The sequence below is a fragment of the Halomonas sp. TP35 genome (assembly GCF_052375975.1).
In the GTDB taxonomy this organism is placed as follows: domain Bacteria; phylum Pseudomonadota; class Gammaproteobacteria; order Pseudomonadales; family Halomonadaceae; genus Vreelandella; species Vreelandella citrativorans.
In genome coordinates this window covers 209,137-225,007 of sequence record NZ_JBQSUZ010000005.1, presented here as the reverse complement: position 1 = coordinate 225,007, position 15,871 = coordinate 209,137, and the positions used below count along the sequence as shown (strand labels likewise).

16 protein-coding genes are annotated in these 15,871 nt (G+C 53.0%); 7 read left to right on the top strand and 9 right to left on the bottom strand.

Annotation, left to right across the window (positions count from 1 at the left end; translation table 11 throughout):
* The first annotated feature begins 152 nt into the window (after positions 1-152).
* Positions 153-1,223 (top strand): 23S rRNA (cytidine(2498)-2'-O)-methyltransferase RlmM, encoded by a 1,071-nt coding sequence (rlmM, locus tag ACT3RU_RS08915; protein ID WP_176372250.1) that lies wholly within the window; start codon positions 153-155, stop codon positions 1,221-1,223.
* Between the two features lie 4 nt (positions 1,224-1,227).
* On the opposite strand, the gene ACT3RU_RS08910 is transcribed toward rlmM, so the two are convergent.
* On the bottom strand, positions 1,228-1,515 hold the full coding sequence (locus ACT3RU_RS08910) for an antibiotic biosynthesis monooxygenase family protein (protein WP_087111672.1): 288 nt from the start codon (positions 1,513-1,515) through the stop codon (positions 1,228-1,230).
* A 29-nt stretch (positions 1,516-1,544) separates the two neighbouring features.
* On the opposite strand from ACT3RU_RS08910, the gene tusA reads away from it, so the two are divergent.
* Positions 1,545-1,796 (top strand): sulfurtransferase TusA, encoded by a 252-nt coding sequence (tusA, locus tag ACT3RU_RS08905; RefSeq protein ID WP_087111670.1) that lies wholly within the window; start codon positions 1,545-1,547, stop codon positions 1,794-1,796.
* Between the two features lie 88 nt (positions 1,797-1,884).
* Here the strand turns inward: tusA and ACT3RU_RS08900 are convergent, their stop codons facing one another.
* From ACT3RU_RS08900 to ACT3RU_RS08890, 3 genes are all read right to left on the bottom strand, one after another.
* Positions 1,885-2,580 (bottom strand): hypothetical protein, encoded by a 696-nt coding sequence (locus ACT3RU_RS08900; RefSeq protein ID WP_087111668.1) that lies wholly within the window; start codon positions 2,578-2,580, stop codon positions 1,885-1,887.
* A 109-nt stretch (positions 2,581-2,689) separates the two neighbouring features.
* Positions 2,690-3,682, bottom strand: coding sequence for a DUF3080 family protein (locus ACT3RU_RS08895; protein WP_318779697.1), 993 nt, complete (start codon positions 3,680-3,682; stop codon positions 2,690-2,692).
* Between the two features lie 3 nt (positions 3,683-3,685).
* Entirely contained in the window at positions 3,686-5,104 is a 1,419-nt protein-coding gene (locus tag ACT3RU_RS08890) for an MATE family efflux transporter (protein ID WP_087111664.1), read from the bottom strand.
* Positions 5,105-5,243: 139 nt separating this feature from the next.
* Here ACT3RU_RS08890 and ACT3RU_RS08885 point away from each other — a divergent pair, with 139 nt between their 5' ends.
* Entirely contained in the window at positions 5,244-5,828 is a 585-nt protein-coding gene (locus tag ACT3RU_RS08885) for an elongation factor P hydroxylase (protein WP_087111684.1), read from the top strand.
* Here ACT3RU_RS08885 and ACT3RU_RS08880 read toward each other — a convergent pair.
* Both ACT3RU_RS08880 and ACT3RU_RS08875 read right to left on the bottom strand, forming a co-directional pair.
* Positions 5,825-6,304: a hypothetical protein gene (locus tag ACT3RU_RS08880; protein WP_087111662.1), complete on the bottom strand. Its 480-nt coding sequence runs from the start codon at positions 6,302-6,304 to the stop codon at positions 5,825-5,827. The genes ACT3RU_RS08885 and ACT3RU_RS08880 overlap by 4 nt on opposite strands.
* 13 nt (positions 6,305-6,317) lie before the next feature.
* Positions 6,318-7,169: a TatD family hydrolase gene (locus ACT3RU_RS08875; protein WP_192527734.1), complete on the bottom strand. Its 852-nt coding sequence runs from the start codon at positions 7,167-7,169 to the stop codon at positions 6,318-6,320.
* 133 nt (positions 7,170-7,302) lie between these two features.
* Between ACT3RU_RS08875 and ACT3RU_RS08870 the strand changes: the two genes are divergently transcribed.
* Positions 7,303-9,222 (top strand): ATP-binding cassette domain-containing protein, encoded by a 1,920-nt coding sequence (locus ACT3RU_RS08870; protein ID WP_192527733.1) that lies wholly within the window; start codon positions 7,303-7,305, stop codon positions 9,220-9,222.
* Between the two features lie 115 nt (positions 9,223-9,337).
* On the opposite strand, the gene ACT3RU_RS08865 is transcribed toward ACT3RU_RS08870, so the two are convergent.
* Entirely contained in the window at positions 9,338-9,790 is a 453-nt protein-coding gene (locus tag ACT3RU_RS08865; RefSeq protein WP_087111656.1) for a universal stress protein, read from the bottom strand.
* A 148-nt stretch (positions 9,791-9,938) separates the two neighbouring features.
* Here ACT3RU_RS08865 and ACT3RU_RS08860 point away from each other — a divergent pair, with 148 nt between their 5' ends.
* Positions 9,939-10,478, top strand: a complete 540-nt coding sequence (locus tag ACT3RU_RS08860) for a preprotein translocase subunit YajC (protein ID WP_192527732.1) — start codon at positions 9,939-9,941, stop codon at positions 10,476-10,478.
* 9 nt (positions 10,479-10,487) lie between these two features.
* On the opposite strand, the gene slyA is transcribed toward ACT3RU_RS08860, so the two are convergent.
* Positions 10,488-10,940 carry a transcriptional regulator SlyA gene (gene slyA, locus ACT3RU_RS08855; RefSeq protein WP_192527731.1) on the bottom strand — a complete coding sequence of 151 codons (453 nt, stop codon included), beginning with the start codon at positions 10,938-10,940 and terminating at the stop codon, positions 10,488-10,490.
* A 74-nt stretch (positions 10,941-11,014) separates the two neighbouring features.
* Entirely contained in the window at positions 11,015-12,169 is a 1,155-nt protein-coding gene (locus ACT3RU_RS08850) for a DUF5924 family protein (RefSeq protein WP_192527739.1), read from the bottom strand.
* Positions 12,170-12,442: 273 nt separating this feature from the next.
* Here ACT3RU_RS08850 and fadB point away from each other — a divergent pair, with 273 nt between their 5' ends.
* Both fadB and fadA read left to right on the top strand, forming a co-directional pair.
* Positions 12,443-14,620: a fatty acid oxidation complex subunit alpha FadB gene (fadB, locus tag ACT3RU_RS08845; RefSeq protein WP_192527730.1), complete on the top strand. Its 2,178-nt coding sequence runs from the start codon at positions 12,443-12,445 to the stop codon at positions 14,618-14,620.
* A gap of 24 nt (positions 14,621-14,644) precedes the next feature.
* Complete coding sequence (gene fadA / locus ACT3RU_RS08840) at positions 14,645-15,823, top strand: acetyl-CoA C-acyltransferase FadA (RefSeq protein WP_192527729.1); 1,179 nt, start codon at positions 14,645-14,647, stop codon at positions 15,821-15,823.
* Positions 15,824-15,871 lie beyond the last annotated feature (48 nt).

The following is a 15,871-nucleotide window of genomic DNA, read 5'->3' as shown; positions in this document are numbered from 1 at the left end:
TTAACAAAAAACCCAGCCAATCGGCTGGGTTTTTTGTATGCGTGGAAGAAAATAAAGCACACGTGTTAATGCTATGATGCGTCCCCAATGACTATATCAACGACTATATCAACCGGCTGTCACTTTGGGTGATAGACGCAATTTGAGGTGAAGTGGTGAGTGAAACGGTACCGACATCGTGGTTAGTTTACTGCCGCCCTGGTTTTGAACATGATGCGCTGTCAGAAATGCAGCACCATGCAAAGCACCAGGGGGTGCCCTGCGAACCTGCTTATGGGGAAGGGTGGGTCAGTCTAACGCGAACAGACGATGAGCCCGTTAATGACTTGCACCGGCAGGCAGCTTTTAAAAAGCTTATTTTTGCTCGTCAAAGCCTGGCGGCCTTACCTGCACTCACCTTGTCACGAGATGACCGATTAACCGCTATTTTAGAGCAGGTTAAGGCTAGTGGCTGGAGTTTTGAAGAAATCTGGCATGAAACGCCCGATACTAATGATGGGAAGGCGCTGGCTGGCTTGATCAAAGCCCTTACCAAGCCGTTGCAAAGCATGTTGAAAAAACGCGGTGCGCTACGCGGCAAAGCCGGAGGGCGTCGGTTACATATTTTTTGGACCGATGGTGATCGTGTCCAGCTGGGCATGAGTTTTCCCGGTAATCGTAGCGAGTTGCTTAACGGTATTCGTCGGTTGCGCTTCCCTTCGCGTGCACCAAGCCGTTCTACGCTTAAACTGGAAGAAGCATGGCATGAGTTTATTCCACGTGAAGAGTGGGAGGAGCGCTTGAGCGCGCATATGCAGGCAGCAGATTTAGGTGCCGCGCCCGGTGGATGGACATGGCAGTTGGTGCAGCGGGGCATGTACGTTTATGCCATTGATAACGGGCCAATGGATAAGCAGCTAATGGCCACTGGGCAAATTGATCATCTTAAAGAAGATGGCTTTACCTGGGAGCCGCCTCAGCGTTTGGATTGGTTGGTATGTGACATCGTGGATAAGCCCGTACGGGTGCTGGCGATGGTCGAGCGCTGGCTAACGCGTAAATGGTGTAGAGAAGCTATTTTTAACCTCAAGCTACCTATGAAGAAACGTTGGGATGAAGTAACGCGCTGTCTGGTAACATTGGAAGAAGCGCTTAAAAGCGCGGGTGTTGGTGCCCAAATAAACTGTAGGCACCTTTATCACGACCGGGAAGAAGTAACGGTGCACGTAAGGCTAACCCACTAAGGTGTTAATAGCCCGCTTCATAGATACGGATCGTCTCGTCTTCTGTTAATAGCGGTAAAATACGTTGCATCGCAGTGGCGCGCGCATCGCTGGCGTGCCATTCTTTCCAAGCGCGTAAATCGCGCCATTTGGTAATCATCAAGCGTCGATCTGTATGGCCTTGTTGTGCCAGCGTTTCACCGCTGACAAAGCCTCTGACACCGAGCGAAACACGCATGACTTCGCGTGCTGCCTGTTCATACTCATCTTCAAGGCCAGGCATAATACGTCGTTCGATGATAACTTTAATCATGCTATCTAGTTCCTAAACCGAGGATATGAATGGCTGACACGACTGATGCCTCACCCCACTACGACACCGTTCTGGACACCACAGGGCTTTATTGTCCTGAACCTATTATGCTGATGCACAACAAAGTGCGTGATATGAGTTCAGGTCAAGTGCTTAAAGTTGTGGCAACAGATCCTGCGACCACGCGTGATGTACCTAAATTTTGTCAATTTTTGGGCCATGAGCTTGTCGACCGCAGTGAATCAGCAGAAAGCTACGTTTACTTTATACGCTTAGCGTAAAGATGTGCAGCCGTGCGCGGCAAACATCGACTAATGGTGAATAGCCTCGCACGGTGCGCATAATTAAACAGGTGTACCGCCTCGCACGTTAATCGCCTGGCACGACCATCATGGCTAACGTCTCAAGGGTAGCGGGATCTTCTTCAAGAATACGGTTAGCGATATGGCGCTGAAAGTAATAAACGCTCGGGTGACAGGAGCGTGCGCTGTAGAGGCACTTATCACCCAACAGAATTGGCGTCATTGTGGCCTTTTCTTCATCAGCAAGTAAGGCATCAATAGAGCCATCGCTGTACAAGCGCCATCCGTAAACGGGTTTCATATGCCACGGTGCATTGGGGTGATTCATGCACAATGCATGAGTGCCCAGGGTATCGGGAATTTGCTGTATGAGCGTAACGTCTCCCGACGCTTCATACTCAAAATAGTCAGCGGCAGCCGTTAGCTCGTAATATTTGTGATCGGGCGGTGACTCAAAGATCTCTTCTGTTTCTGGATCGCGATAGCCAACAAAATAGCCGTTTTCCTGGCTATCCACCTCTTGGCAGGAGGTCAGTGTTTCCATCCAGGGCACCAACCCAACAACATGGCCATCGGCTCTTAAGCCCCAGGCCAGAATGGGCATGCCAAAATAGGAATCGGGGCTCGCAGCGAGCTGGTATACCATTTCCAACCCGTCTAACTCGGGCGCTAAACGAACCAAACTTTTCTGCGCCTGCTGACGCAGCCGCACGGTATCCAGGTCGATGACCTGGGCAGAGCGGGGTGACTGGGATACGCCCATGATGTCCCTCCTAATGCTGCGTGGCCACGACATTGGTAAACAAGAAATGCTTACCGCATCCTTCACCAATAGCACAGGTTGCCCATAAGGTTAAGAGGGAGGCGAATATTTAATCGCTTAAACAGACTGAGTGCATTTCTCTAAGCGATAAGTGGTGCGTTTTGGCCTGCTGATACTGCTGCCAAGGCGCTTGTGCGTTATCAAGCGAGAGCCATTGCGTTTGATAAACACGTACCGCTTCTGGCAAGGCAACGCTTTGGCTGTTTATCAGCCTGTTGATAGCGAGCAGCCACTGTTGCGCGTTAGCTTCAAGGAGGTTCAGGACTTCAGTGTCCCACGCTGTTAAACACGCTTCATGGTGAGGATCATGCTGGCTTAAGTACTCGCTGGCGTCTTGCAAACGTTGTTCGGAAAGTAGCAATGTGCGCAGTATCTCGGCAGTTAAGGGGCGTTCTTGAAGGTGCTTGAGGTGGTTTTCAAGCCGAGAAGAGCTTTGCTGCCATGCTTGGCTAAACTGGCTATCTATCATCTGCTGCAAATAATCGAGAGCGGTAAGCTGCTGCGTAATCGCTGGAAAATCGCCCATCGCTAGCGGTTGGCTTGCCCGAGAGAAGCTTTTTATCCACTCATCAGAATCGAAAATAGCATTCCAGCTAACAGCGGGTAGTTGGGCTGTTTTCAGAGCAGTAAGCTGTTCAAGGCGCTCTTTATCGCGCTCGCTTAAACGCTCAGGGACATCGCTTTCCTGGCATGCCGCTAAGCGTTGCCATAACTCACGCTCGTAAAGCCAGTGCTGGCTGGGTGGCGCAACGCGGCCAAGCTGATTGTTGCGTGCTGCAATCAGCGACGTGATTTGACACTCGCGCAACGCGTAAATATTGAGTATGCCATCGCGGGTTTCAGCTACCTCAATCAGCCTTTCTTGGCGTTCTGGAAATACCCCTATGTTGGATACCTCTGTGCGCTCGAGCGGAGGCGAGGAAAGGTCTTCGGCTAATTGCTGATGATAGGCGACCCATGGCTGCTCTGCCTCATGATCGCTGCAACCTGCCAAAATCGACATTGCCGTGAACATAACGAAGAGAAGCCACTGGTTTGTCACTTTTCACCCCTGTCGGCTAATCCATTTTAAACGCCAGGCCAACAACAGTGCGGCGGTGCTAAGCCCTGCAATCAAGCCTATCCAGTACCCATGAACACCTAAAGGCTCGGTTAAACCGCTTGCACCATGCACACCTAACCAGTAACCGCCTCCAAGGCCTACAAGCCAGTAGGACAGCACTGTAATGACCATGACGATGCGGGTGTCCTTATACCCGCGTAGCGCGCCTGCCAGGTTCACCTGAAGCGAATCAGAGAGCTGGAAGATGACCGCAAGGGCAATGAGGGTAAGGGTCAGCGCCTGTATCTCAGGGTTCGAGGTATACAAGGCAATCACCGGCTTGGCAGTTAGCCACAAAAAGAGGCTGTTAAACGCCGCAATCAGTATGCTCACCACCACACCATTCCATGCGACCTGGCGAGCCAGTGTAAGGCGATGTTGGCCGAGGGTATTACCCACGCGTACCGTTAATGCCATGCTCAATGAAAGCGGCAGCATAAACAGAATAGAGGTAAAACTGAGCGCGATTTGGTGAGCACCTACGGTTATCTCGCCTAGGCTAGCAACAAACAGGGCGATCAAGGTGAACAGGGTCACCTCAACAAAAATGGCCACGCCAATCGGCATGCCTACAAAAATCAGCTCTTTAATACCCGCCAGCTGTGGAGGCGTAAAACGGTGCCACAGCGACACGTTTTGGTAAGCACGCCCTCGGCGAGTGTACAGCAGCATGATTAACATCATGGTCCACATGGAAATAGCCGTCGCGATACCGCAGCCAAAGGCACCCATGGCCGGAATTTGCTGAAGGATGTTGGGAACGCCACTACCCAACAAACTGACCAGCCCGTCGCCGCCGTAGATCAGCAGGTAGTTAGCCGGAATATTCACTAGCAAACCGATTACACTGATCCACAACGATGGCCGCGTATGGTTCATACCATCCGAAAACGCGCGTAATGCTTGAAAGAGTGCGATACCGGGCATGCCGAACGCCACCGCTGAAAGATAAGCGGCTGATTCTTGAGCGACTTGAGCCGGTACATCCATTAATTCGAAAATGGGCATGACGCTGGTTCTAAGCAGAATCGCGGCGATAATGCCTAGCACCAAGGCCACCCATAACCCTTGATGAACCGCAGGGCGAATGGCATCGCTTCGCTGCCCGCCGAGGTGGTACGCAACAATAGGGGTAAGCCCCATGAGCGTGCCCGTCATAAAGAGCATCAAGGGTGCCCATAAACTGGTACCTACTGAGACCGCTGCCAGCGACGTAGCGTTAAAGCGTCCCGTCATCATGACATCGACTACCCCCATACCTGCCTGGGCAAGCTGCGCGCCACAAATAGGCAGCGCCAATAAAATTAAGGCGCGGGTTTCTGGCCAGTAGGTGGTTTTGATATCGTCAGCAAAGCGGGCCAAGGAAAGGCTCTCCGTTAGTAAAGAAATCTGTAAAACGCCGCTAGATTAGCAGGAGTCGCTGGTTTTTGCCGTTTAGACTTCAGCCTACTTGGCGAGGGCCGTTATACTAGGCAAAAAGGTCTTAAATAACGAGGATATTGTGGTTCACGCAGATGACAAATGGTTACTTGAGGATATTACGGCACTCTTTGATGGCATTTTTATGCCGCGCTATCAAACCCGATTAGTGCGAGGTGAAGATGAGCCGCTTTATCGACCTGCAAGCGAGGAAGCGCCTTATCATCAGATTATCTTTGCCCGTGGGTTTTATGCCAGCGCCCTGCATGAAATTAGCCACTGGTGTATTGCCGGTGCCAAGCGCCGTCAGTTGGAAGACTATGGCTACTGGTATTTGCCCGATGGGCGCAATGCCCAGGAGCAGAGCGCTTTTGAGCAAGCCGAAATTTCCCCTCAGGCGTTGGAATCACTGTTTGCCGACGCGTGTGGACGCATCTTTCATGTCAGCGTGGACAATCTGGGGGGCGATGTTGACGTCGATCGTGACGCATTTGCGGAGAAGGTAAACGCCCGAAAGCAGCGCTATTTACAAGAAGGCCTGCCCACGCGCGCCAACGCCCTTTACGTAGCGTTGACGTCGTTTTATCAGCGCAAAGAGCCACTAGCCGTTGCGATTACCCAAGGCCAGGCAGTCTTGGGTCAAGCGCCTGTGGCTGCTAATGCTTAATCCGTTTCGGTTAAGCGCTGGTGCAAGGACAGCATGACCTCAAGCTCATGTTCGGGGCGCATGGGCTCCAGACCCAGCTCGCTGAATGTCTCACGTCGCTGGCGGTGCCATTCACCCGGCGTGATAGAAGGGTAGAGCACCGATGCCGGCGCCAGCTCTACGAAGGGGTCCAACCCATACGTATCAAATAGACGCGCCAGCGCCGCCTCGTCCTCACCATTGTCGCTGGTGTATAGGGTGGCGGAGAAGTGATCGTTTTCCAGTTCGCGAATCACCTCAAGTGGGCTAACGCCCAAGCTCTCAAGCTCCTCAATGCTGTAAGCGCCCATGGCATTGGTATCTTCCTTGATCCAGCTATCGTCAGGCTGGATCAAGGTTTCCTTAACGCGCCCATCGGGCAAGGACCAGGCAATGGCAAGGGGGAGGCCATCTTCTTCGCCCGTTTCAATGGCAATAAATCCTGGGTAATCGGCCACGCTCGTACTCCTTTCAAGATTCTGTAGGCAGGCGGAAAAAACGCTGTGCAGTTTGCGTCGTGGCGCTACCTAGTTCAGCTTCGCTGATACCGCGCCACTGGGCAATTTCTTTTACGATCCACGGCAGAAGCGCTGGCTCATGGCGGCGCCCTTTGAGTTTAGCGGGTAGATTGCGGGGCAGCAGGTAAGGGCAGTCGGTCTCCACCATCAAGCGCTCCAGCGGAATATCGTTAACCAGCGGACGCAAGTGATGGCCGCGACGCTCATCGCAAATCCAGCCGGTCAGGCCAATATGTATATCCAGGTCCAGATAGCCGTGCAGCGTATCGCGGTCAGCGGTAAAGCAGTGCACAACCGCGTCGCTGATATCACCGCGCCAAGCGGCCAGTATTTCGCGCATTCGTACGCCTGCATCGCGCTCATGTAGAAAAAGCGGTAGGCCGCTTTCAACAGCTAGTGCCAACTGCGCTTCAAACGCATGCTCTTGCTCGGCAGGCGTCGAAAAATTGCGATTGAAATCCAGCCCGCATTCGCCAACGGCGACTACCTTCGGATGTGCGTGCAAGGCTTTCATCTTGTTTGCCAGTTCTGCATTCCAGCAACTGGCATCATGTGGGTGAATGCCCGCCGTTGCGAAAAGGCCGGGATATTGTCCGGAAAGGGCTATCGCCTGCTCGGCGTGCGCCAGGTCCGTGCCCGTGACAATCATTGTATTAACATGAGCAGCATGGGCCCGCGCGATGACGTCATCAAGATCACGATCAAAGCTTTCGTGCGTCAAATTAGCGCCAATATCGACCAACGGAGACGTAGGACGAAATTGAAGCGCTTCAGGTAAAACGTTATCGACTGCCGATGAAGCCAAGCGTTACTCCTTCGTCGAAAATAGCAAACCAGTATTGTAACGCTAAGCGCACGTATCGACTAATGCGCGAAGCTTCCCCTCTACTGCTGTCCATGCGTTACACTGTGCGCCTCACGACGATGGAGGATACTGCGTGACCTTGTTACGACTCGAACAGCTGCAACTTGCCTACGGCACCCAAGTACTGTTGAACCGCGCTGACCTTACGGTCGAAAAAGGCGAGCGGCTGGCGCTGGTCGGGCGCAACGGCACCGGTAAATCTACGCTTTTAAAATTAGTGGCGGGTGATATTCAGGCAGATGACGGCTCGGTTTGGCGAGCGCCTGGCTTGAAAATTGGGGTGTTGGCTCAGGAGTTACCTGAGTCATCGGGCATGACTATTTTCGACATGGTCGCACAGGGTCTGCCTGAAGCGGGCGAGCTGCTGTCTGAATATCAGCACTTGATCAACGATCCCGACCCGGACATGAATCGCATGGCGACGTTGCAAACCCGCATCGAAGCGATTGATGGCTGGTCGTTCCATCAGCGTATTGATGTTGTGCTAACGCGGCTGGGGCTTCCTCCTGAAACTGAGATGAGTTCTCTTTCAGGCGGCTGGCGTCGCCGGGTCGCGTTAGCGCGAGCGCTGGTGTCTGAGCCTGATTTACTTCTACTTGATGAGCCGACCAACCATTTGGACCTGGACACCATTGCATGGCTTGAAGAGCAGCTTCTGGCTTTTAATGGTGCGGTGCTGTTGATTACCCACGACCGGGCGTTTCTTTCCAGGCTGGCGACTAATATTCTTGAGCTTGATCGTGGCAAACTGGGCCGCTACCCGGGCAAATACGAAGAGTTTCAGGCGCGCAAGCAGCACGAGCTTGAAGTTGAAGCGCGGGAAAATGCCGAGTTCGACAAAAAGCTGGCGCAGGAAGAGACTTGGATACGCCAAGGGGTTAAAGCGCGCCGTACCCGTAATGAGGGGCGGGTACGTGCTCTTGAAGCTATGCGCGACGAGCGCAGTCAGCGCCGTGAGCGCCAAGGCACTGCTAACCTGACCGTTGATAGTGGTGAGCGTACCGGTAAGCGGGTAGTTGAGCTTAAAGGGGTGACTCAGCGCTTTGGTAACGACGTTATTCTGCGGAATGTGAATCTGGAAGTCGTGCGCGGCGACCGTATCGGTTTTCTCGGGCGCAATGGCGCGGGCAAAACAACACTACTTAAAATTCTGTTGGGTGAGCTAGCACCGACCGACGGCAGTGTACAGCTAGGCACGAACCTTAAAGTGGCCTATTTTGACCAGCTGCGCGCAGGACTTGAACTGGAAAAAACGGTTTATGACAACGTGGCTCAAGGCAGTGACCGAGTCAGCGTCGGTGGCAAGGATCGCCATGTCATGAGCTATCTGCAGGATTTCCTGTTTACGCCTGACCGCGTGCGTCAGCCTGTAAAAGCACTGTCGGGCGGGGAGTCTAATCGTCTGCTCTTGGCCAAGCTGTTTACCCAGCCTGCCAATGTGTTGGTGCTTGATGAGCCGACCAACGACCTGGATATGGAAACCCTGGAACTGCTTGAAGAGCTGTTGCTGGACTTTGACGGTACGCTGTTACTGGTTTCCCACGACCGAACCTTTATGGACAACGTAGTAACCAGCATGCTGGCCTTTGAAGGCGAAGGCGTTGTCCGTGAATACGTGGGCGGTTACACCGACTGGATACGTCAGGGCGGTAAGCTACCGCCTGCCCCTTGGGAAGGCGCGGCGCGTCAACAAACCGAGCCCACCAGCGCGGCGGTAGAAAAAACACCCGAGAAGGCACCTGAAGAGCCCGCTAAAAAAACCGTCAAGCTCTCCTATAAGTTTCAGCGCGAACTGGATGCATTGCCTGCCGACATCGAGCGGCTTGAAGCCAGTGTCGAAGCACTGGAGCAAGTGGTAGGCGATCCCGCGTTTTATCAGCAGGAGGCCAGCGCGGTAACAGCGAAACTACAAGAGCTAGAGCATGCTCAGCAGGCGCTTGAAGCCGCCATGGAACGCTGGATGGAGCTTGAAGCCATGGCCAACGGCGAATAGCGAAAACTCAAGTGCATGATCCCAAAGGCGCCTGGTCGGTGCCTTTGGGGATAGTAACTTTTTGAACAGAAGCGTTCGATATGCAAGTAAGGCGCAGGAGAGTGAGCGCGTATACTTATTCGTCGCTGCTCTCGCCCTTTTTGCCAACCCGTACGGCGAGTACGTCGCACTGCGCGCCGTGCAGCACGCCTGTTGACGTTGAACCCAGTAGCAGGGCAAATCCGTGTCTTCCGTGGGAGCCAACCACAATCAAATCAACGTTATGTTCATCCGCGAAGCGATGAATTTCCGTGTCGGGCATACCCACCACCACGTGCTGGTCGGCCTTGTCGATATGGGGAGTCGCAATTTCAGCCAGGCGCTGCTTTGCATGCTCATCCAGTTGGTCTTGAATGCTGGTGAGGTCCATCGGAATATCACCTCCATAGGCGAAACCCAAAGGCTCAAGGGTATGCATAATGGAGATTTTGGCACCATTGTTGCGCTCAGCGATGACGATCGCGCGCTCTAGTACCTTGTGAGAATCTTTTGTTAGGTCAACGGCAACCAGAATATGGTGATAGCTCATGGCTTATCTCCTTGGCGATAATTAACAAAGAAGCAAACTTTGTTAGATAACCTTTACTTTAAGCTGCATGGACAATCTTAACAACGATCTGCGTCATGGTTTTTTTAACGTGTTAACAGCGTAAGACTGAAATAGGGTGGAAGCAGTGATGGTATGGTTAATTATCGTTTTTGTATTGTTATTTGTGATGGCGCCGGTCATGTGGCTCAAGCCAAGTCCGCGCCAGGTCAGGCAAATGGCGCTGCGTAACGGTGCTAAGCAACAAGGGGTCACCGTTAAAATGGAGCCCCCCCCGCTGCATCATTTTAGAGGCACCATGCCCGCTTATCGTTGGCACTATCCTCAGGATGCGCCGGGCCCGGATTTTGTGCTGCTACGGGACAGCAATGCCAGTGCCGCACTTGAACCCTATTATGCTGGCTGGCGTTGGCGTATTGCACCACTGCGCGATTTGCCTGAAAGTGCCAGTGCGCCGTTAAAAGCACTCCTGGAGCGGCTGCCTCAGGATGCACTAGTGATTGAATCGACGCCTTATGCGCTAACGCTTTGGTGGTGGGAGTCGCAAACCGCCGAGCGCTTTTCCACTTATCTTGCAGACGTTAAGCAATTAAAGGCCGCGCTAAGCGGTTTGTCGGACCAGCCGGTAGGCAAGCCGTTGGATAGTCAAAACGGTGTGCATCACCGCTAAGTTGAGCATTTAAGCAGTAGGGGGCTCTTGCTCGCGCGCTTGAATGGCTAACCCGTTTGCTTCAATTGTTGACAGCCATTCATTGAGCTGTTCAAGCTCACGCTCACCAAGCCCGACAAAGAACTCTTCACGGACTTGGGTGGCCACCGCATCAATTTTTTCTAAAAGCGGCATTGCTGCTGGCGTAAGGTAAATACGCTTGCTGCGCCGGTCACTATCACAAGCGCGTCGCTCAACCAGACCCTGCTCCTCAAGTTGACCCAGTGTACGAACAAGTGAAGGGGCCTCAACACCAATCACACGCGCCAGGTCGCACTGGGGATGTCCCTCACCCAAGCGCCAGATATGATAAAGCGTGACCCAGCGCGTTTGGGTAAGCCCCAAAGGAGCGAGCCTACGATCCAAAATTGAGCGCCACAAATGCGGCAAGCGTGCAAGACGAAAACCAATCGATGAAGCCATGGGCAACTCGCTACCAAAAAGTGGGAGGATAGATTGTCATTAGCTATGGCTTGGATTGCAAGCCATAGGCGGACTTAGTCACTTGTCGGCGTGTCAGAACGTTCACGGCTTCCTGGCACAAAACGACGCAAATTAAGTCTGCTTAAACCGCTGGCGCGAATAGCGCTATCGGCTTTAGAGGCCTTTTGTAAGTCTTCCGATACCGTAAAACGAATCAGCCCCAAGCGTTGACCACTATCGGTCATGATATCTACTCGCCAGTCACCTGATGGGTCAGCAGGAAAGTTAAGCTTATGACTCCATGCCCGATAACCCTGTTCACGCCCACCACTAATGTCCAGCCGGACGGTGTCTAACGGTTCACCGTTGTGACGCCAAGCGTGATAAATAGTTTCGCTTAATCCTCGTGGGGCGCGAATCGCGGTATACACGTAAAGGCCGTTTTCACGGATGGCGTCCGGCGTCAGCGCAATGGAACCCTGCGGTTCTCGCTGCTGAATATCAAGCGAAGGGGAAAGCGCACTACTGGTCAACCAAAGGCTTGCGGGCGGCACCCAAATACGGCCTATCCAGGCAGCATATGCAAGCGCAAGTGCTAGCCCTAGAAACAGGCACCAGCGTTTTAACGAGCGCTGCTTGAGTAAATGCCAAAAGCTGGGAAGCGCTACCAGTACCATCAAAGACATCGCTAAAAAAAGGCTTTGTCCGGTCGTGAGATGGAGCATGATCGGTAGCGTTACCAGCATCACCAAAAAAACGCACAGCGCATGGAAAATAAAATAGAGGCTGCGCCAGCGGCCAGCTACCTTGTAATAAAGCGGGTCGATAATTGATAACAGCGACATGCCAATGACCAGTAGAGCAAACAGCGTTTGTCCGCTATTCCATACCGTAGTAATTAAAATGAACGGAAGGGTAAAAAACAGTGTCTCCTGGTGAATCATTTGGGCAATAAACGTAGTGGCGCCACGGTGCAGGGTAGGGTGGCCGCGCTTGGCCAGCCAGCGGCCAATTAAACTTTCAGAAAGCAGAAGCGCCCAGGTAAATAGCAGCCCCAGCGCTAGCGCCGCGCCTAGCCACTGCTGACGGTCGACCAGAAAAAAACTGCCTACTCCCGCCGAAAATGCCATGGGCGGCCATAGCCAGCTCCAGGGTTTAATGCGCTCAACCAGGCGCTCGGTAAAGTTCTGAATGGCTGTTATGCGCGTCGGTGTTAACAGGGCGCCCATGAATATATGACCCATAGTGAAAAAAATCATGATCCATGGGTTTCTGAAAAAAGTCGATGCCCAGTAGGTAATCGTCTTAATGTGTCCTTAATAACGGAATATTTTGTCGATGAGAAAGTGTACTTCCTGGCAGGGATTAGCCAAAAGTCAGGGCTTGACGTTGTTCGATTACTCAACCAAGCTAACGCTATCAAACGACCGTATGAAATATCGGCGAGCCTGCTGAGAAACTGCTGACAGGGGCGCCAGTTCAAACTTGTGGAGAGAGCACGGATGATCTATCAAGGCAATGCCATCACGGTGGAGCGTCGTGACACCCTGGGTGGCCATCATATCGCACGGCTCATTTTTGATTTAAAAGATGAGTCCGTAAACAAGCTTTCCAGCGCTGTTGTTACCGAACTGGGAGAAGCCGTTCGCGCTCTTCAGGCGGAAAGCGACTTGCAGGGCCTGATGATTGGCAGCGGCAAAGATGCATTCATCGTCGGGGCGGATATCACCGAGTTTCACAGCCTGTTTACCAAGGGTGAAGCGTACCTTGAAGAGATGAACCTCAAGGTGCACGAGATATTCAATGCGATTGAAGATCTCCCTTTTCCAACCGTTGCCGCTATTAATGGCCTTGCCTTGGGTGGCGGGTGCGAAGTGCTGCTCACCACTGATTTTCGCGTGATGAGCGAAAAAGCTAAAATTGGCCTGCCGGAAACCAAACTGGGCATTTTGCCGGGCTGGGGTGGTTGTGTACGCTTGCCACGCTTGATTGGCGCTGACAACGCGATTGAATGGATTGCCGGTGGCACTGAAAACCGTGCCGATGCGGCACTGAAAGTAGGTGCTGTCGATGCAGTGGTCACGCCCGAGCAGCTAGAGGAGGCGGCGCTAGACATACTCGACCGCGCTAACGCTGGCGAGCTTGATTACCAGGCGCGCCGCGCAGAGAAAAAAGGCCCCTTAAAGCTCAATGCTATCGAACAAATGATGGCGTTTGAAACGGCCAAAGGGTATGTCGCCGGCAAAGCGGGCCCTCACTATCCAGCGCCTATTGAAGCTATCAAGGTTATTCAAAAAGGTGCGGGTGAAGAGCGCAGTCGCGCCCAGGCCATTGAGGCGAAAGCCTTTGCCAAGCTTGCGCTAAGCAGCGTAGCGTTTAACCTGGTCGGTCTGTTTATGAACGATCAGGTCGTCAAAAAGAAAGCCAGCAAGTATGAAAAGCTGGCGCAGCCTGTTAAGCAAACGGCCGTGTTGGGCGCCGGTATAATGGGCGGTGGTATCGCTTACCAAAGCGCCTCTAAAGGCACGCCTATCTTGATGAAAGACATCAAGGATGAAGCCATTGAGCTGGGCCTGAAAGAGTCCCGTAAGCTGTTTGCCAAGCAGGTTGAGCGTAAAAAACTCACCAGTGAGCAAATGGCAGAAAAGCTGACCAATATTCGCCCAACGCTCTCCTACGGCGACTTCGGCAATGTTGATTTGGTAGTTGAAGCGGTTGTTGAAAACCCCAAGGTAAAAGGTGCGGTGCTCAGCGAAGTCGAAGAGATGGTAGGAGAGAATACGATCCTGACCTCCAACACATCGACCATTTCGATTAACCGCTTGGCTCAGAACCTGAAGCGCCCTGAAAATTTCTGTGGCATGCACTTTTTTAACCCTGTACATCGCATGCCGCTGGTTGAAGTTATTCGTGGTGAAAAAACCTCTGACGCAGCCGTTGCGGCGACGGTGGCTTACGCTCGCGCCATGGGGAAAACGCCCATTGTGGTGAATGACTGCCCCGGCTTTTTAGTAAACCGTGTGCTGTTCCCCTATTTCGGCGGATTCAGTTTCCTGGTCGAGCAGGGTGCCGACTTCCAGCGTGTTGATAAGGTCATGGAGAAGTTTGGCTGGCCGATGGGGCCTGCTTACCTGCTGGATGTGGTCGGTATGGATACGGCGGTTCACGCTAATGACGTCATGGCGGAAGGCTTCCCGGTGCGCATGGCGCGTGAAGGCAAAACGGCAATCCAGGTGATGTACGAAAACGAGCGTCTGGGCCAGAAAAACGCCAAGGGTTTTTATGCCTATGAAGAGGATAAAAAAGGCAAGCCCAAAAAAGTAACGGATGAGCAGGCCTACGCGTTAATCGAGGAAGTGGTTAGCGACAAAAAAGAGTTCTCCGACGAGGATATTATTGCTCGCATGATGGTGCCGCTCTGCATGGAGACGGCTCGTTGTCTGGAAGACAATATCGTTGATACGCCTGCCGAAGCGGATATGGCGTTGATCTACGGTATTGGTTTCCCGCCTTTCCGCGGTGGCGCGCTGCGCTATATCGACGCCATGGGCGTGGCTGAGTTCGTCAAACTGGCGGAAGAGCTGGCTGAAGAGCTCGGCCCGCTATATGCGCCGACTGAGAAGTTGCGCCAGATGGCGACGAACAATGAGCAGTTTTATCCCGCCCCCGGTCAGGCTTAAGTCACCGCGAACAGGAGAAATAAGATGAGTTTGAATCCCAGAGATATCGTGGTGGTCGATGGTGTACGTACCGCCATGGCAAAAGCCAAGCATGGCGCATTTCGTAACGTTCGTGCGGAAAACCTGTCCGCTGCTGTCATGCAGGCGTTGTTTACCCGTAATCCCAATCTAGACCCTTCAGAAGTAGATGATGTGATTTGGGGCTGCGTTAACCAGACCCTTGAACAAGCCATGAACATTGCTCGCAACGCGGCGATCATGACCGGCATTCCACGCTCGGTACCGGCTCAAACCGTTAACCGTCTATGTGGCTCCTCCATGACGGCGCTGCATATTGCGGCGGCGAATATCAAAGCGGGCATGGGTGATTTCTACATCATTGGTGGTGTAGAACACATGGAACATGTGCCCATGGCGCATGGGGTTGATGTAAATCCTGCGATTAGCAAATACGCCGCTAAAGCCTCCATGATGATGGGGCTGACCGCCGAGCTACTAGGTAAGATGTACGGTATTACGCGGGAAGATCAGGACCGGTTTGGCGTGCGTTCGCACCAGCGTGCTCAGGCAGCAATGGAAAAAGGCTACTTCGATAACGAGATTGTCGGTGTTGAAGGCCATGACCAGCGCGGCTTTAAAGTGCTGTTCAAGAGCGATGAAGTGATCCGCTCTGATGCAAGCCTTGAGTCCATGGCCCAACTTAAGCCGGTGTTTGATCCGCGTAGCGGCACCGTGTCGGCAGGCACGTCGTCAGCGCTTTCCGTGGGCGCTTCCGCCATGGCGATCATGAGCTACGAGCGTGCCCAAGCATTGGGGCTTGAGCCTATCGCTAAAGTGCTTTCCACCGGTGTGGCAGGTTGTGATGCATCGATTATGGGCTATGGCCCGGTGCCGGCTTCTAAAAAGGCGCTGAAAGCCGCAGGCCTTTCGTCGGATGATATCCAGACTGTCGAGCTTAACGAAGCCTTTGCAGCGCAAAGTCTGCCGGTATTAAAAGACCTGGGCTTTTTGGATGCCATGGACGAAAAGGTTAACTTAAACGGTGGCGCGATTGCCCTGGGCCACCCACTGGGTTGTTCCGGCTCACGCATCAGCACCACGCTGCTTAACGTTATGCAACAGCGCGACACCACGTTGGGCCTGGCCACCATGTGTATTGGTATGGGGCAAGGGGTTGCGACGGTATTTGAGCGCTTGAAGTAACCAGCCTTATGCACTGATAAACGGCACCTATCAAGGTGTCGTTTTTTT